Origin of the sequence: Oryzomonas rubra (assembly GCF_008369015.1) — a bacterium.
Classification (GTDB): Bacteria; Desulfobacterota; Desulfuromonadia; order Geobacterales; family Pseudopelobacteraceae; genus Oryzomonas; species Oryzomonas japonica.
Genome location: NZ_SRSD01000006.1, coordinates 47,439 through 64,021, shown reverse-complemented (window position 1 = coordinate 64,021; position 16,583 = coordinate 47,439). Strand labels below are relative to the sequence as shown.

Below are 16,583 nucleotides of genomic sequence, written 5' to 3'. Positions count from 1 at the left end.
TCATGGCCAATGCCGACGAAGCCATGTATATCGGCACGCGCACCCGCAAGAACCGTCTGACCGTTTTCAACGGCACGATGTATGAAAATTCCTTCGGGAAACACGACAAGGGACAAGCGCCCCCATGACCGAAACCCTTCAACTGAGCAGCCTGGACCGGCATTTTGCAGATTTTATCCACCGCATCGACCCCCACCCCTGCGAAGGGCTCTGGCTGGCGGCGGCCCTGGTGAGCAACGCAACCTGCCGGGGGAACATCTGCCTCGACCCGACTGCGCTATGCGGAACCGAGATCGTGTCGCAGCACGCTTCGGACCGCCAATGGCGGATATCCGACCCCTCCCACTGGCTGGGGGCGCTCGAACCGTGCGTGACGGTCGGCCGGCCGGGCGACTATGCACCTTTGGTGCTGGATGGCGGCCGCCTCTACCTGCACCGCAGTTGGGATTACGAACGGCAGGTGGCCGATGGCATCCTGCTGCGCAGCGTGGCGCGAACGGTGGACGACAGGTTCCTGTCTGCCGCCCTGGAACGCTATTTTCCCTCCGCACGCGACGGTGAACCCGATCAGCAGCGGGAAGCCGCCCGGTTGGCCCTGACCCGGGGGGTCGCCGTGGTATCAGGCGGCCCCGGAACCGGCAAGACCGCCACCGTGGCCCGGATTCTGGCCCTGGTCGCCGAACTGGCCCACGAACCGCTGCGCATCGTCCTGGCGACCCCCACCGGCAAGGCCGCCATGCGCCTGAAGCGCTCCATCATGCAGGCAACGGAGCAACTGCCGCTCCCCGAGAACCTTCGGCAGATGCTGCCGACGGAGGTGGTCACCATCCATCGCCTGCTGGGCGCCGTGCCGGGAAAGGCCTCCTATCGCCACAACCGCGAAAACCGCCTGGAGTGCTCCGTGTTGGTGGTGGACGAAGCCTCCATGGTCGATCTGCCGCTCATGGCCCGGTTGCTGGAGGCGTTGCCCGACAGCGCCCGGCTGGTCCTGTTGGGCGACCGGGATCAGCTCGCCTCGGTGGAAGCCGGCGCCGTGCTGGCCGACATCTGTTCGGGGCCGGCCGCTTCTGACGTCGGGGAGCCGGGCCGTCCCGCGGTGGTCCAGTTGTCCAGAAGTTACCGTTTCGGCCTCGACAGCGGTATCGGCAACCTGAGCCGCCTGGTCAATGCCGGTGACGGCGCGGCGGCCCTGGACCTGCTCGTGTCCGGGAGGTACAGCGATGTGGTCTGGCGTCCCCTGCCCGCCGGCCCCGCCTTCGGCCAGCTCTTCAGAGAACGCGTACAGCTCGGTTACGCCGCCTACAGCCGTGCCGCGACCCCTGGGGCGGCCCTGGACGAACTGGACCGCTTCCGGGTCCTCGCCCCCCACCGTGAAGGGGCCTGGGGGGTGGAAAGCCTGAACCGGCTCTGTAGGGATGCATTGGGACTGCATGGCCGGGATGACCGCCTGATGCCGGTCATGGTAACGGGCAACAATTATGAGTTGGGGCTGTTCAACGGCGACACCGGCGTCATGATGGACGACCCGGCTTCCGGCGGCCTGGCTGTCTGGTTCAATGACCCGGACGGGACGCTCCGCCGTCTTTCTCCCCTGCGCCTGCCGCCCCATGAAAGCGCGTTCGCCCTGACCGTCCACAAGAGCCAGGGCTCGGAGTTCGACAGGGTGCTCCTGATCCTGCCGGAGCGTGTTTCGGAAGCACTGAGCCGCGAGCTGCTCTATACCGCGGTTACGCGGGCCAGGTCCCATGTGGAGATCTGGGGGACCGAAGAGGTCTTTCTCCGCACGGTGGAGCGGTGTACCGTCAGGAGTTCGGGACTTCGGGAACGGTTGTGGGGCGAAAGCCGGCCCCAGTAACGGTTTGTGTGGCTATCGGGCGGCGCGGCCGTGCCGCTATGTAGGCCGCTTGGTATCATTCCGCGTCGGCCGCCCACTGGTTGGACGGACCGGCGCGGGGCTCGGGAGGGCGCCATGAGGGTATTCATCGCAGGTGGAACCGGTTTTGTCGGTGAACATGTGTCCCATGAGCTGCTCCGGCAGGGGCACCAACTGCGCCTGCTGGTACATCGGCGCGGCGCGCCCCCTGAGAGTGTAGAACAGGTGGAGGGGGACGTCACCCGCCCGGAGGACTTTGGACGAGCCGTTGCCGGATGCGACGCCGTGATGAACCTGGTGGGCATCATCCGTGAGTTCCCCGGCAGAGGGGTGACCTTCGAACGGCTGCACGTGCAGGCCACGGCCAACATGCTGGCGGCCGCCAAACAGGCCGGCATTCGGCGCTATGTGCAGATGTCGGCCCTGGGGACGAGGCCGGATGCCGTCTCATCGTACCACAGGACCAAGTTCCGGGCCGAGGAGCTGGTGCGTAACAGCGGCCTCGACTGGACCATCCTGCGCCCCTCCCTGATCTTCGGGCCGAAGGACGCCTTCGTCGGCATGCTTGCCCGCCAGATGCGCCTGGCGCCGGTGGCGCCGGTCATCGGCAGCGGGGCGTACCGTCTCCAGCCGATCCATGCCGACGACGTGGCCCGCTGCTTCGCCCTGGCCCTGGAGATGCCCGCGACCATCGGCCAGTGCTATGAGCTGTGCGGCAACGACCGCCTGAGGTATGTGGATCTGCTGGATGCGGTTGCCGCCGCCCTGGGCAAACCGGCACCGTTCAAGCCCCGCCTCCCCCTGGGGTTGATGAAACTGGCCATTCCGGCCCTGCAGGGCATCCCCCGATTCCCAATCACCATGGACCAGTTGCAGATGCTGGTGGAGGAGAATATCTGCGACGGCCGCTGGAAGCAGACCTTTGGCTTCGAGCCCAAGGGGTTCAAGGAGGGGATCGGCGAATATCTCACCCAATAGTCCTCCTCGGAAGTGCGGTAAACAGCGGTTTTGCCCTGGGCTTGACACGACGATTGTTTTATTGTATAAAACAACGTACGGAGAATTCACTATGACAGGACGCTCAACCATATATATGCTTGCCGCCGGGATCGGGCTGCTGCTGACGTGTGCCGTCACCACGCCTGCCGTCGCCGCCGGGGCGGAGCCGGCCAAACTGGAGGAGGTGCTCGAGGGGCTCATCCTGAAGAGCAGCCCGCTGGAGCCGATGGAAGGGTTTGCCTCCTACTACGCCAAACGCTTCGAGGGGCGCAGGACCACGTCGGGGCACCGCTATCACCCCGACAAACTGACCGCTGCCCATGAAAGCCTGCCCCTTGGCACCGTGGTGCGGGTCGTCAACCCGGCCACCCACCAGGAGGTGCATGTTACGATCACCGACCGTTGCGCCAGAAAGGCCTTCCACTTCATCGACCTGTCCCGCGCGGCGGCCAAGAAGATCGGTTTGTGGGGCAAGGGCAGGATCAAGGTCGTGATCATCCCCCTGTTGCAGGAAAAACTGGAAAAGCCCACCTAACGCCAACATCCCCATTTCCACCATTGTTGCACTCTTCCGCAGGCTGCCGGGTCGATGAAATCGTTTTGACAAAGCCGTGGCGACATGGTACGCTGATACTCCTTTTATAGCTGGAAAACGCCGCGTTCTGCAGTTCCTCGTTTGCAGGCGGATATGATAGCCGGGCCCCACGCAACGGTACGCCGTGAACTCCGCCAGGTCCGGAAGGAAGCAACGGCAGCGGCTTCCCCGTGTGCCGTGGGTAAGCCCGGCTATCATATCCGCCTGCAAGCAGGTTGTGAAGGCGTTGCATCCCTTGACCGGCTTGCAGTGAGAGCTGTCCCGCCGGCACTGCACGCGGTTTCATGACCTCCGAACGCAGCCCTTGTGAGGTAACGCCCCTTTGTCCTACGTTGTTCTCGCCCGTAAATATCGCCCCCAGACCTTCTCAGAGCTGACCGGCCAGGAGCATGTCAGCCGTACGCTGCAAAACGCCATCGACACCGGTCGGGTGGCCCATGCCTTCCTGTTCACCGGCGCCCGGGGCGTCGGCAAGACCAGCTCGGCCCGCATCCTGGCCAAGGCGCTCAACTGCGAGCAGGGGCTGACCACCGAGCCGTGCAACGCCTGCCCGATCTGCAAGGAGATCACCGACGGCACCTCCACCGACGTCTTCGAGATCGACGGCGCCTCCAATACGGGCGTGGACGATGTGCGCGACCTGCGCGACAACATCAAGTATCTCCCCTCCCATAGCCGGTACAAGATATTCATCATCGACGAAGTCCACATGCTCTCCACCAGCGCCTTCAACGCCCTGCTGAAGACCCTGGAGGAGCCGCCGGCCCATGTAAAGTTCATCTTTGCCACCACCGAGCCCCATAAGGTTCCGGTCACCATCCTCTCCCGCTGCCAGCGTTTCGATTTCAAACGCATCCTTCTGCCGAAGCTGATCGAGCGTCTGCGCTTCATCGCCGGCGAGGAGGGCATCTCCATCAGCGATGCCGCCCTGGCCATGATCGCCCGCAAAGGCGACGGCAGCATGCGCGACTCCCTGTCGGTTTTCGATCAGGTGCTGGCCTTCTGTGGCAATAGCGTGAGCGACGAGGACGTGGCCACCATGATCGGGGCCGTGGATCGCCGCCTGCTGGCCGAGATTTCCGCTGCGGTCTTTGCCGGCGACACCCAGGGGGTGCTGGCCGGCGTGAAACGGGTGGATGGGGTCGGTTACAATATGCGCCAGTTCTGCCAGGAGTTGATCGACCACTTCCGCAATCTCCTGGTGATCCGCTCGGTGAAGAGCCCCGAGGAGATCCTCGACCTTGCCGAGGCGGAGCTGGAAGAGCTGCGCCGTCAGGCGGGGGGCTTTTCCGCCCAGGAGATCCAGCGTCGCCTGACCCTGCTCCTGAAGGCGGAAACGGAGATGGCGTACGCCACCTTTCCCCGCCTGATCCTGGAGATTGCGCTGCTCAAAGCGGCCACCCTCGTGCCGGTCATCCCGATCCAGGAATTGTTGGAGAAGATCAAGGGGCTTGAAACCGGGGCGGTCCATACCCCTGTGCTCCCCTGGGACGCCGGCCGGCCGGCCGCTCCAGCGGCTACCGCCGCCGCTGCACCGGCGCAACGCCCGGCGCCGCCCCGTGACGAGCCAGCTCCGCAACCGGCCGCCGCGGCTGCCCAACAGCCGCCGGTGCGACCGCAGGCGCGGGGAGGGTACGCCGACTGGGAGCGTTTTGTGGCGTTCTGCATCGAGAAACGCCCGGCCAACGGGTCGGTGCTGGAGCACGGGAGCCCGCTCAAGCTGGAACCGGGGCAGATGGAGATCGGCTTCCCGGCCGGCTATTATCTCGACATGGCCCAGGATGCGGATTTCATCGCCGAGATCAGGACGCTGGCGCAGGAGTTTACGGGGCATGAGACGGTGATCAGGATCAAGGCGATCAGGCCCGAAACCGGTGAGACCCCCCAGTCGCTGGCCGAAAAAAAAAAGAGCGATAACGAACACCTGATGGAGGATCTGAAGCGGGAAGTCGCAGGACACCCGGTGATCAATGAGGCGGCACGGATCTTCGGCGGCATTGTTACGGATATCCGCAAGGCGTAGCGTTCCGACGGGAAAACAATCATATAACCAGGTTTTAGAGCATTTCACACCCAGGGAGGCACAGATGTCAAAAGGTTTGGCAAGCATCATGAAACAGGCCCAGATGATTCAGCAGAAAATGGCGAGGCTCCAGGAAGAGGCGAGCCAGCGGACAGCCGAAGCGTCCTCGGGCGGCGGTGCGGTGAACGTTCAGGTCAACGGCAAGAACGAAATAGTTTCACTTTCGATAAAAAAGGAAGCCGTTGATCCGAATGATGTGGAAATGCTGCAAGACCTTATCATCGCTGCGGTAAATGAAGCAATGAAAAGCGTCCACAGTGAAATCTCCGAGGAAATGTCCAAGATCACCGGCGGTATGAACATCCCGGGGCTCTTCTAGTTCCCACGGGCGTCCGACGCCGTTTCTGCAAGCATATTGGCAGCTAACTTTTTTAATTTGACTAAAAGTTTTAGTTCGGCTAATAGTCAGTAGCGTATACGGCAAAGGCCGTTACCGTACTACTGCGGGCATGAAAGTCATTCATATGTGCTCCTCCAGGGTATTCGGTCGTCTGCCGGCCCGTTCCGTGTCGGGGGAGCATATTTTTTATCCATGCTATAATTTTAAAAAAATGTTTTATTTGTGTCGGGAAATATGCTAACAAAATCTTCCTCATTGATGCGTCTGGTTGGAGAACTGAAGAAGTTGCCCGGTATCGGCGAACGTACGGCCCTGCGGCTGGCGTTCCATCTTCTCAAATCTCCTCACAACATGACGGCGCTGGCGGAATCCCTTCAGGAGGTCCGCACCAGGGTTCACGCCTGCTCCAACTGTTTTGCCGTCACCGAGGATGACCCCTGCGCCATCTGTACCGGCAATCGGGATGGCGGCACGATCTGCGTGGTGGAGAACTCCCAGGATCTGATGGCCCTGGAACGGAGCAACGCCTACCAGGGGATGTACCATGTCCTTGAGGGGGCGATCTCGCCCCTGGGAGGCATCGGCCCTTCCGACCTGCGCATCCCCGAACTGCTGGAGCGGGTCGGACGCGGCGGGGTCAATGAGGTGGTCATTGCCACCAACTTTACGGTGGAGGGGGAGGCGACGGCCCTTTATCTGACCAAGGCGCTCAAGCCGTACGGGGTGAAGGTCACTCGCCTGGCCCACGGTATCCCGCTGGGAAGCGATATTGAATTTGTCGATGCGGCCACGGTCCAGTGGGCGCTCCAGGGGCGAAACGAGCTGTAACAGGTTGTTGAAAAACAGCCATCAGGCCTTCATCCTCGAAAGCCCCTTCGTGCGGGTGCAACGATCTGACTGTTTTTGAACAACCTGAGTTTCAACAGCTAGGTGGCGTCATTTCCATGGCATGGTAAAATTATAAATTACGATTCGGATCAAGATCGATAGCCAGGATAATCACAAACAGGAGGAACCCATGAGCAGAAAAATGGTAACCATCGACGGCAATACCGCTGCTGCCCACGTGGCACACGCCACCAACGAGGTCATTGCCATCTATCCGATCACTCCGTCATCGGTGATGGGTGAGATATCCGACGCCAAGAGCGCCGCAGGCGAGAGAAATATCTGGGGCAACATCCCCAGCGTCGTGGAGATGCAGTCCGAGGGGGGCGCCGCCGGGGCGGTCCACGGCGCGTTGCAGGCCGGGGCATTGACCACCACCTTCACCGCCAGCCAGGGGCTCCTGCTCATGATCCCCAATATGTTCAAGATCGCCGGGGAGCTGACCTCCACCGTGTTCCACGTCTCGGCCCGGGCCATCGCGGCCCAGGCCCTGTCGATCTTCGGCGACCACTCGGACGTCATGTCCTGCCGTTCCACCGGTTGGGCCATGCTCTGTTCCAACAACGTCCAGGAGTCGATGGACTTCGCCATGATTGCCCAGTCCGCCACCCTGCGCGCCCGGGTGCCGTTCCTGCACTTCTTCGACGGCTTCCGCACCTCCCACGAGGTCCTCAAGGTTGAGGAGCTCACCTTCGACGACATGCGCGCCATGCTGGACGACAAGCTGATCGCCGAGCACAAGGGGCGCGGGCTCTGCCCCGACCGCCCGATGATGCGCGGCACGGCCCAGAACCCGGATGTCTACTTCCAGGGGCGTGAAACGGTCAACCCCTACTATCCCAAATGCATCGACATCGTCGTGGAGGAAATGGCCAAATTCGCTAAGCTGACCGGACGCAAGTACAAGCTGGTGGATTACGTGGGGGCCAAGGACGCGGACCGCGTGGTGATCGTGATGGGCTCGGGCGCCGATGTGGTCCAGGAAACCGTGGAAAACCTGGTCAAAAAGGGGGAAAAGGTCGGCGTGGTGAAGATCCATCTTTACCGCCCCTTCCCGCTGGACGCCTTCATCAAGGCCCTGCCCAAGAGCGTCAAGAAGATCGCCGTGCTCGACCGCACCAAAGAGCCTGGCGCCCTGGGAGAGCCGCTCTACCTGGATGTGCGCACCGCCATCGGCGAGGCCATGGCCGAGAAGAAGTTCTCCTTCAAGGGCTACCCGGTCATCGTCGGCGGCCGTTACGGCTTGGGCTCCAAGGAGTTCAACCCCGCCATGGCCAAGGCCGTGCTCGACAACCTCAAGGCCAAGACCCCCAAGAACCACTACGTGGTCGGTATCGAGGAGGATGTCACCAACTGTAGCCTGAAGGTGGACCGGGAGTACAAGAACCCCATGGACGGTGTCTACCAGGCCATGTTCTACGGCCTGGGTTCGGACGGCACCGTGGGCGCCAACAAAAACTCCATCAAGATCATCGGCGAGGAGACCAAGAACAACGCCCAGGCCTACTTCGTCTACGACTCCAAGAAGGCCGGCTCCATGACCACGTCGCACCTGCGCTTCGGCAAGAAGCCGATCCGCGCTCCCTATCTGGTTCAGGAGGCCGATTTCGTGGCGTGCCACAACTTCTCCTTCCTGGAAAAGTACGACATGCTCTCCAAGGCCAAGAAAGGGGCCACCTTCCTGCTCAACGCCCCCTTCGACCACGACGAGGCGTGGGACCGCATACCGAAAGAGGTGCAGCAGCAGATCATCGACAAGAAGCTCAAGTTCTACGTGATCGACGGCGTCAAGCTGGGCAACGAGATCGGCCTGGGACCCCGCATCAACGTGATCATGCAGACCTCATTCTTCAAGATTTCCAGCATCATTCCGCTCAAGACCGCCGTGGCCTCCATCAAGAACGCCATCAAGAAGTCCTACGGCAAGGCCGGCGAGAAGGTGCTGGAGATGAACTACAAGGCGGTGGAAGCCGGCCTGAACAACCTGTACGAGGTCAAGGTGCCCTCCAAGGCCACCAGCAAGCTGCGGATGGCCGCTGCCGTTTCCGCCAAGGCACCCAAGTTCGTCAAGGAGGTAACCGGGGTGATCGTGGCCGGCCTGGGCGACGACCTGCCGGTCTCCAAGATGCCGGCCGACGGTACCTTCCCCACCGCCACCTCCCAGTACGAGAAGCGCAACATCGCTATCGACATCCCGGTGTGGGACGACAAGCTCTGTATCCAGTGCGGCATCTGCTCGTTCGTCTGCCCCCACGCCGTGGTGCGCATGAAGGCCTATGACGCCAAGCTGCTCAAGGGCGCTCCGGCCAGCTTCAAGTCCGCGGATTGCAAGATCCCCGAGATGGCCGGCAAGAAGTTCACCGTCCAGGTGGCCCCGGAGGATTGCACCGGCTGCGGTGCCTGCTCCCACAACTGCCCGGCCAAGGACAAGCAGAACCCGGATCACAAGGCCCTGGACATGCACTTTCAGCCCCCCCTGCGCGCCCAGGAGGCCGAAAATTTCGAGTTCTTCCTCAATCTGCCCGACGTGGACCCGACCCAGGTGAAGCTGGAAACCCTGCGCAGCAACCAGTTGGTGCGCCCGCTGTTCGAATTCTCCGGCGCCTGCGCCGGCTGCGGCGAGACCCCCTACCTGAAGCTGCTCTCCCAGCTGTTCGGCGACCGGATGCTGATCGCCAACGCCACCGGCTGTACCTCCATCTACGGCGGCAACCTCCCCACCACCCCCTGGGCCCAGCGGGCCGATGGGCGTGGGCCGGCCTGGTCCAACTCGCTGTTCGAGGACAACGCCGAATTCGGTTTCGGCATGCGCCTGACCGTGGACCAGTTCAACACGTCGGCCCTGGAGTACCTGAACGAGCTTGCCGGCAGCAAGGCCTTCGCCGCCAGCGCCAAGCTGATCAAGGAGATCATCGGGGCGGACCAGTCCACCCAGGCCGGTATCGAGCAGCAGCGCGGCCGCGTTGACAAGCTGAAGGCGGCCCTGAAGGGGAGCAAGGATCAGACCGCACAGCTCCTCGTGCCCATCGCCGACTACCTGGTGAAGAAGTCGGTATGGTGCATCGGCGGCGACGGCTGGGCCTACGACATCGGCTACGGCGGCTTGGACCACGTCATCGCCTCGGGCAAGAACATCAACCTGATCGTGCTCGATACGGAGGTCTACTCCAACACCGGCGGCCAGGCCTCCAAGTCCACCCCCATGGGCGCCGTGGCCCAGTTCGCCGCCGGCGGCAAGTCGGTGGCCAAGAAGGATCTGGGCATGATGGCCATGGCCTACGGCTCGGTCTACGTGGCCACGGTCTCCCTCTCCAACCCTGCACAGTGCGTCAAGGCCATGCTGGAGGCCGAGGCCTACGACGGCCCGTCCCTGATCATCGCCTATGCCCACTGCATTGCCCACGGCATCAACATGACCACCGCCGTGGACGAGCAGAAAAAGGCGGTGCAGTCCGGCTACTGGCCGCTCTACCGCTACAACCCGGCTCTGGCCGCCGAGAGCAAGAACCCCCTGCAACTGGACAGCAAGGCGCCGACCATCACTCTGGAAGAGTACGCCTACGGGGAGAACCGCTGGAAGGTGCTCCAGAAGAGCAATCCCGACGCCGCGGCCAAACTGATGAAGAAGGCCACTGCCTTCACCGCCAGCCGTTTCGCCTATTTCCAGAAGCTGGCGGCGCTGACCTACGACGAACCGAAGTAGGGTTGTCATAAGCAAATCGCATCACAATAAGGCCCCGTGGCATGCACGGGGCCTTTTTCCTTCTGCCGCCGCTGGCGAGTCGCTCTCGTGCGGCCGTGAGGGCAGCTATATTCTGTTATTCGGTGAGGGACCATGAAAAAACTGTTCATAATCGGTTGCGGCTACATCGGCCGGCGCGTCGCCCGCCTGGCGCGGGACGCGGGATACGGAACGACATGTCTGGTCAGGTCGGCGGAGCATGGCGAGGCCCTGGAACAGTCGGGCTTCGGGACGATGGTCGCCACACTGGACGACCCGGCCGGGATACGGTTGCCGGATGCGACGGCCGGAGGGGTGGTGCTGTACTGCGTACCACCGCCGGGCGGCGGGCTCTTCGACACCCGGGCCAGGAATTTCTGCGCCACCCTGGCCGCGTCGCCGCCTGCAAAGATCGTCTACCTGGGTGCCACCTCGGTCTACAGCGAAACTAACGGCGGCGTGGTGACGGAGAGTTCGCCCACCGCCCCGGCATCGGCCATGGGCAAGCGACGGCTCGATGCCGAAGCGACCTTCCGGGCCTTCGGGGCGGCCCACGGCACGGCGGTGGTCATCCTGCGCATCAGCGGCATCTACGGCCCCGGCCGCCTGCCGTTGATGCAGATCAGCCAGGGGCAGCCGCTTCTCAAGGAAGAGGAGTCCGGCCCCAGCAACCGCATCCATGCCGACGACCTGGCGCAGGTCTGCCTGGCGGCCGTCGAGAAGGGTGAGAATGGCGCAATCTTCAACGTCAGCGACGGCCATCCAACCAGTATGACCAGCTACTTCAACGCCGCCGCGGACGCCCTGGGTATGCCCCGCCAGCCCCAGGTGACGCTGGATGAGGCGCGCCAGGTCATGTCCCCCCTGATGTTCTCCTACGTGAGCGAGTCGCGGGTGGTGGACAATTCCCTCCTGTTGAAGAAGTTGGGGGTCAGGTTGCGGTATCCCACCATGGATCAGGGGCTTGTCGCCTCGGTCGAGGCGGCATGAACCTCCTGGCAACGGCACACCTCTCCCCCACCGGGGAACGGCTCAAGGCGATCTTCCTCCCGTTGCTGGAGCACTTCGGCCCCCGGTTCTGGTGGCCGGCCGAGACCCCCTTCGAGGTCTGCATCGGGGCGATCCTGACCCAGAACACCGCCTGGACCAACGTGGAGAAAGCCATTAGCGCCCTGAAGGGGGCCCGGGTACTGACCATGGAGGGGATAGAGGCGATTGAAACGGGTCGCCTGGCGGAACTGATCCGGCCGGCCGGCTACTACAACGTCAAGAGCGCCAGGATCAAGGGGTTTGTGGGGTGGCTCCGGGAGTGCCACAACGGCTCCCTGGACGTGCTGTTCAACGGCGAGTGGCGCGACCTGCGCCAGGAGTTGCTGAAGGTGCGCGGTATCGGCCCGGAGACCTGCGATGCGATCCTGCTCTACGCCGGGAACAAGCCGACCTTTGTGGTGGATGCCTACACCCGGCGCCTGTTCCACCGCCTGGGACTGCTGCCGGTTGATGCCGGCTACGACGAGACCCGCCGGCTGTTCATGGAGCATCTTCCCGGCGATGCCGCGCTGTTCAACGAGTACCACGCCCTGATCGTGGAGGAGTGCAAGGCCTTCTGCCGCACCCGCCCGTTGTGCGCCGGCTGCCCGTTGGCGCCGCAGTGCCCCACCTCCCTTTCCGGCTGCCGTGTCTGACCCTGACTAATTTGGTAGGCTTATCCGGCATTTGTCCGTGATACTGTACCGTTATAGTATTTTTGTCGCTTGCCAGGGTAGGGGCCTTCTGGTAAAATATAGTTACAGAAAACATTGCGAGGGTTCCCTAAGAACCCTCATTTGCCCTGGTGACTTTCCCTCCTAGTTGCCGGGGTGTTTTTTTGTTGGCCGCCCTAAAATTTTCATCCCGCTCAGCTACGGGTCCAACCTGAAAAACGAACAAGACAAATCGATTATTCGGATTGAATCCACCTTGATTTATTGGCGTTTTAAATGGTTTATCGGTTTACTGCGGTGAATTCAGGCCGCCTGCGGGCAAACCCCGGCGATGGCGCAGTTCAGGCAGCGGAGGGGATCGGTGCCGGTGCACCCCTCGCTGATGCCCAGGTGGGCCAGGGAGAAGTCGTATTTGACCGGGTCTGTGGGATCGAGGAGCCGCAGGCTGGCCGTGATTTCTTGGGCCATGCGCCAGTCGGCGTTCTTTCTCTGGGTAAAGCCCAGGTAGGAGCAGATGCGGCTGATATGGGTGTCCACCGGGATGACCAGTTGGGCGGGCGAGATTCCCTGCCAGAGCCCCAGGTCGATGCCGTCGGCCGGGCGCACCACCCAGCGCAGGAACATGCAGAGGCGCTTGCAGGCACTGCCCGATGCGGGTGCGGGGAAGAAAAAGGGGAAGTAGGAGTCGGCGGGGATGGTGCTCTTCCGAAATATGGGCCGGTAATCCAGGCCCCGCACGGCCGACGCATAGCCGTCGAGGGCGGCTGTCGCATCCTCGGCCCCGCTATCGTGAAAGCGGGTAAAGAAGGCGTTGATGCTGCCGCTCTCCTCGATCATCAGCCGGCAGGCCCACAAGAGGGCGCACAGGTCCCGGCCGTCGTTGAAGCGGTGTTTGAAGCCGTCGAACGTCCTCAATCCCGGCTTGGGGTCGAAACGCTCGACAAAACGGCGCGGCGATGGCCCCAGTTCGGCGAAGACCCTCTCCAGGGTGCGCAGGATGATCTTGATCCCGCCGTAGGCGAAGGATGAAGCGATGACGGCGGCCACCTCCCGGTCGGCCGGCTCCCCGTAGCGGTGGCAGAAGGAGAGCGGGTCGTTGGCCAGGTGGGCGGCAGACCGGGCGGCGTACAGGTCGTCGAGGCAGGTTTTCAGGTCAAGGGTACGTGGCATCGGGTACTCAGGTGGACTCGGGATGGGGAACAGCAAGAATTCCCCGGCCCGCTCCCTTTGGAGGGAAACGGGCCGGAAATGACGTTGCGCATGGGGCTGTGAAGGGGGCTTACTCCTCCACCTCCTCAAGCACCATGTCGCCGTACTGGTCGGAAACCGGCTCCTTGACCCGCATCAGTTGATACCATTTGACAAAGGCGGAGATGAAGACGATCGCCATGAGGACCATCAGCACCACCGAGAGGATCGCCAGCAGGGTCAGCCCCTTGGGCAGGTAGTTTTTGGTGATGTTGAGATAGCCGGCGGACATGGTGACCGGGATCATGAAGATGCCGGGGATGGCGGTTACCCAGGCATATCGGGCCTTGCCGAGCCGGATCAGCATGGTTGTGCCGATGATCAGGCCACTGGTGGCCAGGAGTTGGTTGCTCATGCCGAACAGGGGCCAGATGGTGGTGATGTCGCCGGTATAGACCAGATACCCCCAGGAAGCGGTGAAGAGAAAGCTGGCAATGGCGATGCCCGGCTTCCAGGTGAAGTCGCCGAATTTAGGCACGACCTTGCTCAGCATCTCCTGGAGCAAATAGCGGCCCACGCGGGTGCCGGCATCCACGGCGGTCAGGATGAAGACCGCCTCGAACATGATGGCGAAGTGGTACCAATAGGCCATCATGCTCTTCATGAAGGGTACGGCGGAGAAGATATAGGCCATGCCGACCGCCAAGGAGACGGCGCCGCCCGGCCGCCCCTGCACCTGCTCACCAACCTCGGCCGCCAGTTCGGGCAGGTGCACCGGCACCATGCCAAGGGCCTGGAAGGCCTTGGGAGCGGCATTGATGGCGAAGTAATCGGCCGGGACCAGCACGCAGGCGGCGATCAGGGCCATGATCGCCACGAAGCCTTCGGTCAGCATGGCGCCGTAGCCGATGAAGAGGATCTCCTTCTCGTTGCCGATCATCTTGGGGGTGGTGCCGGTGCCGATGATGGCATGGAACCCGGACAGAGCGCCGCAGGCGATGGTGATGAAGATGAAGGGGAAGACCGCGCCCGGTATGATCGGGCCGCCGCCGGAGATATATTTGGTTACCGGCTCCATGGAGAGGTTCGGGTGGACGACTACGATCCCCAGGGTCAGCATGACGATGGTGCCGATCTTCAGGTAGGTGGAGAGGTAGTCCCGAGGGGTGAGGAGCAGCCAGACCGGCAGGACCGAGGCGAAGAAGCCGTACACCGGGATGAACAGGGCGATCTGTTTCTTGCTGAAGGTGAACAGCCCCGCCAGGACCGGGTCGGCGGCAATGAACGGGCCGGTGACGATGGCGAAGAAGAGCAGCACAACGCCGATTACGCTGGCCCCCTTCACGTCGCCGGGCCGGATCTTCTGGAGGTAGATGCCCATCAGGATGGCGATGGGGATGGTGCAGAAGACGGTGTAGGTCCCCCAGGGGCTGGAAAACATGGCGTTGACCACCGCGATGGAGAGGCCGGCCAGGGTCAGGATCAGGATGAAGAGTACGGCAAAGGAGGCCACGGTGCCGGTGGTCTTGCCGATCTCGTACTCGGCGATGCGGGCCAGGCTCTTGCCCTTGTGGCGGACCGAGGCGAACAGCACGATGGTGTCGTGGACCGCTCCGGCCAGGACGCAGCCGACGATGATCCAGAGCGCGCCGGGGAGGAAGCCGAACTGCGCCGCCAGCACCGGTCCCAGAAGAGGCCCGGCTGCAGCTATGGCCGCGAAATGGTGGCCGAAGAGGATGTATTTGTTGGTTTTGACGTAGTCGTGGCCGTCGGCCATGGTCACGGCGGGAGTCTCCCGGTCATCCTTGAGTTCGAGCACCCTGCTGGCGATGAACAAGCCATAGAAGCGGTAGGCAATGGCAAAGACGCAGAGGGCGACGAAGACCAGGGTGAGTGCATTCATAACAAGTCCTCCTGTGAGTGGAATCGCGACGGGCAGTTTCGTGCGATTCTCATTTCAATATGCCGATTGTGCCATGCTGTCAACGTTATTTACGGGGGATCGCATCATACGTCCGCTTCCCGCAGGAAGCTGGCCGCATCCTCGGGCGACGTGGGGTTGATGTAGAACCCGGTGCCCCATTCGAAGCCGGCAACCTGGGTCAAACGCGGTACCAGTTCGATATGCCAGTGATAGTCCTGTTCCAGGGAGTTCCAGTGGGTCGGTTTCCCGGGCCGCCGGTGCATGGGGGGGGCGGTGTGGAGGATGAAATTGTAGGGCGCATCCCGCAGCACGTTTTTGACCCTGAGCAGCATGTCCTTCATGGCCACGGCCAGTTCGGCCAGTTGGGCGTCGTTCATCAGGGCAAAGTCGTGGCTGTGGCGTTTGGGATACAGCCGCAGTTCAAAGGGGGAGCTGGAGGCATAGGGGGTCAGGGTGACGAAGTTGGAAAACTCCCGCACCACCCGCTCGCCGCAGTCCAGTTCGAACGCGATCAGGTCGCAGAAGATGCAGCGTTCCTTGGTGTTGAAGTAGTTGCGCGCCACCTTGAGTTGGGTGGCGGCAACCGGGGGGAGGAGCGGCACGGCGATCAACTGGCTGTGGGAGTGGTTCAGGGTCGCCCCGGCCCGGAGCCCGTGATTCTTGAAGAGCACCATGTAGCGGAAGCGGAAATCCTTGCGCAGGTCCTGATAGCGCGCCCGGTAGGCGGTCAGGACGTCGGTGATCTCGTGGGGGGTGAGGTCGGCCATGCTGCGGCTGTGGTCGGGGGTTTCAATGACCACTTCGTGGGCGCCGATGCCGTTCATCACATCGTATAATCCATAGCCGCGGTTGTTCAGTTCCCCCTCCACCCGCAGCGCCGGGTATTTGTTGGGGATCACCCGCACCCGCCAGTTGGCCGCGTTGGGCATGCCGCTGGGGCGGATGGCGAAGATCTCGGGCGGCGTCTTGTCCTCGTTGCCGTAGCAGAAGGGGCAGGCGGTCATGCCGTCCCCCTCCGGCTCGACATGGAAATCCCGCGGCCGCCTGCCGCGCTCGGTGGCGATGATGACCCAGTGCAGCTTTATGGGATCCCAGCGAAGTTCTGACATGGTAAGCTCCTCACCCGTGTATCGTAGTAAATTCCATCATCCAGAACCATCTACCTACTTCAGCAACGTCAGATTTGAGATGATGGGGGTGGCGGCGAGGAGGAAGCGACAGAGGCATAGCAGCGCTATGCCGACAAGCTTCCGACGAGCCAACGCCCTC

The 16,583-nt window shown here is 62.6% G+C and carries 13 protein-coding genes and 1 other RNA gene; 11 read left to right on the top strand and 3 right to left on the bottom strand.

Going from position 1 to position 16,583, the window contains the following annotated elements:
• Positions 1 to 2: 2 nt before the first annotated feature.
• From ET418_RS18550 to ET418_RS10810, 11 genes are all read left to right on the top strand, one after another.
• Positions 3 to 128, top strand: a complete 126-nt coding sequence (locus tag ET418_RS18550) for a hypothetical protein (RefSeq protein WP_274596132.1) — start codon at positions 3 to 5, stop codon at positions 126 to 128.
• Positions 125 to 1,855, top strand: coding sequence for an exodeoxyribonuclease V subunit alpha (gene recD, locus ET418_RS10855; protein WP_149307641.1), 1,731 nt, complete (start codon positions 125 to 127; stop codon positions 1,853 to 1,855). The genes ET418_RS18550 and recD overlap by 4 nt, the downstream gene beginning before the upstream one ends.
• Positions 1,856 to 1,969: 114 nt before the next feature.
• Entirely contained in the window at positions 1,970 to 2,851 is an 882-nt protein-coding gene (locus ET418_RS10850; protein ID WP_149307640.1) for a complex I NDUFA9 subunit family protein, read from the top strand.
• A gap of 91 nt (positions 2,852 to 2,942) precedes the next feature.
• Complete coding sequence (locus tag ET418_RS10845; RefSeq protein WP_149307639.1) at positions 2,943 to 3,407, top strand: septal ring lytic transglycosylase RlpA family protein; 465 nt, start codon at positions 2,943 to 2,945, stop codon at positions 3,405 to 3,407.
• Positions 3,408 to 3,565: 158 nt separating this feature from the next.
• An RNA gene (ffs, locus tag ET418_RS10840) (signal recognition particle sRNA small type) lies at positions 3,566 to 3,663 on the top strand.
• Between the two features lie 126 nt (positions 3,664 to 3,789).
• A complete protein-coding gene (gene dnaX / locus ET418_RS10835; protein ID WP_149307638.1) occupies positions 3,790 to 5,490 on the top strand; it encodes a DNA polymerase III subunit gamma/tau in 1,701 nt (566 codons plus the stop codon).
• A gap of 64 nt (positions 5,491 to 5,554) precedes the next feature.
• Positions 5,555 to 5,869, top strand: coding sequence for a YbaB/EbfC family nucleoid-associated protein (locus ET418_RS10830; protein WP_149307637.1), 315 nt, complete (start codon positions 5,555 to 5,557; stop codon positions 5,867 to 5,869).
• A gap of 255 nt (positions 5,870 to 6,124) precedes the next feature.
• A complete protein-coding gene (gene recR / locus ET418_RS10825) occupies positions 6,125 to 6,718 on the top strand; it encodes a recombination mediator RecR (RefSeq protein ID WP_149307636.1) in 594 nt (197 codons plus the stop codon).
• A gap of 190 nt (positions 6,719 to 6,908) precedes the next feature.
• On the top strand, positions 6,909 to 10,481 hold the full coding sequence (gene nifJ / locus ET418_RS10820) for a pyruvate:ferredoxin (flavodoxin) oxidoreductase (RefSeq protein WP_149307635.1): 3,573 nt from the start codon (positions 6,909 to 6,911) through the stop codon (positions 10,479 to 10,481).
• A gap of 132 nt (positions 10,482 to 10,613) precedes the next feature.
• The gene (locus ET418_RS10815) at positions 10,614 to 11,489 is read left to right on the top strand and encodes an SDR family oxidoreductase (RefSeq protein WP_149307634.1); all 876 of its coding nucleotides are present in this window, start codon (positions 10,614 to 10,616) and stop codon (positions 11,487 to 11,489) included.
• The gene (locus ET418_RS10810) at positions 11,486 to 12,184 is read left to right on the top strand and encodes an endonuclease III domain-containing protein (protein ID WP_149307633.1); all 699 of its coding nucleotides are present in this window, start codon (positions 11,486 to 11,488) and stop codon (positions 12,182 to 12,184) included. Before ET418_RS10815 ends, ET418_RS10810 begins: the two co-directional genes overlap by 4 nt.
• Before the next feature lie 321 nt (positions 12,185 to 12,505).
• Here the strand turns inward: ET418_RS10810 and ET418_RS10805 are convergent, their stop codons facing one another.
• From ET418_RS10805 to galT, 3 genes are all read right to left on the bottom strand, one after another.
• Positions 12,506 to 13,372 (bottom strand): TIGR02757 family protein, encoded by an 867-nt coding sequence (locus ET418_RS10805; RefSeq protein WP_149307632.1) that lies wholly within the window; start codon positions 13,370 to 13,372, stop codon positions 12,506 to 12,508.
• Between the two features lie 109 nt (positions 13,373 to 13,481).
• Positions 13,482 to 15,293, bottom strand: coding sequence for a carbon starvation CstA family protein (locus tag ET418_RS10800; RefSeq protein WP_149307631.1), 1,812 nt, complete (start codon positions 15,291 to 15,293; stop codon positions 13,482 to 13,484).
• 104 nt (positions 15,294 to 15,397) lie between these two features.
• Positions 15,398 to 16,423, bottom strand: a complete 1,026-nt coding sequence (gene galT, locus ET418_RS10795; RefSeq protein ID WP_149307630.1) for a galactose-1-phosphate uridylyltransferase — start codon at positions 16,421 to 16,423, stop codon at positions 15,398 to 15,400.
• Between the last annotated feature and the right edge of the window lie 160 nt (positions 16,424 to 16,583).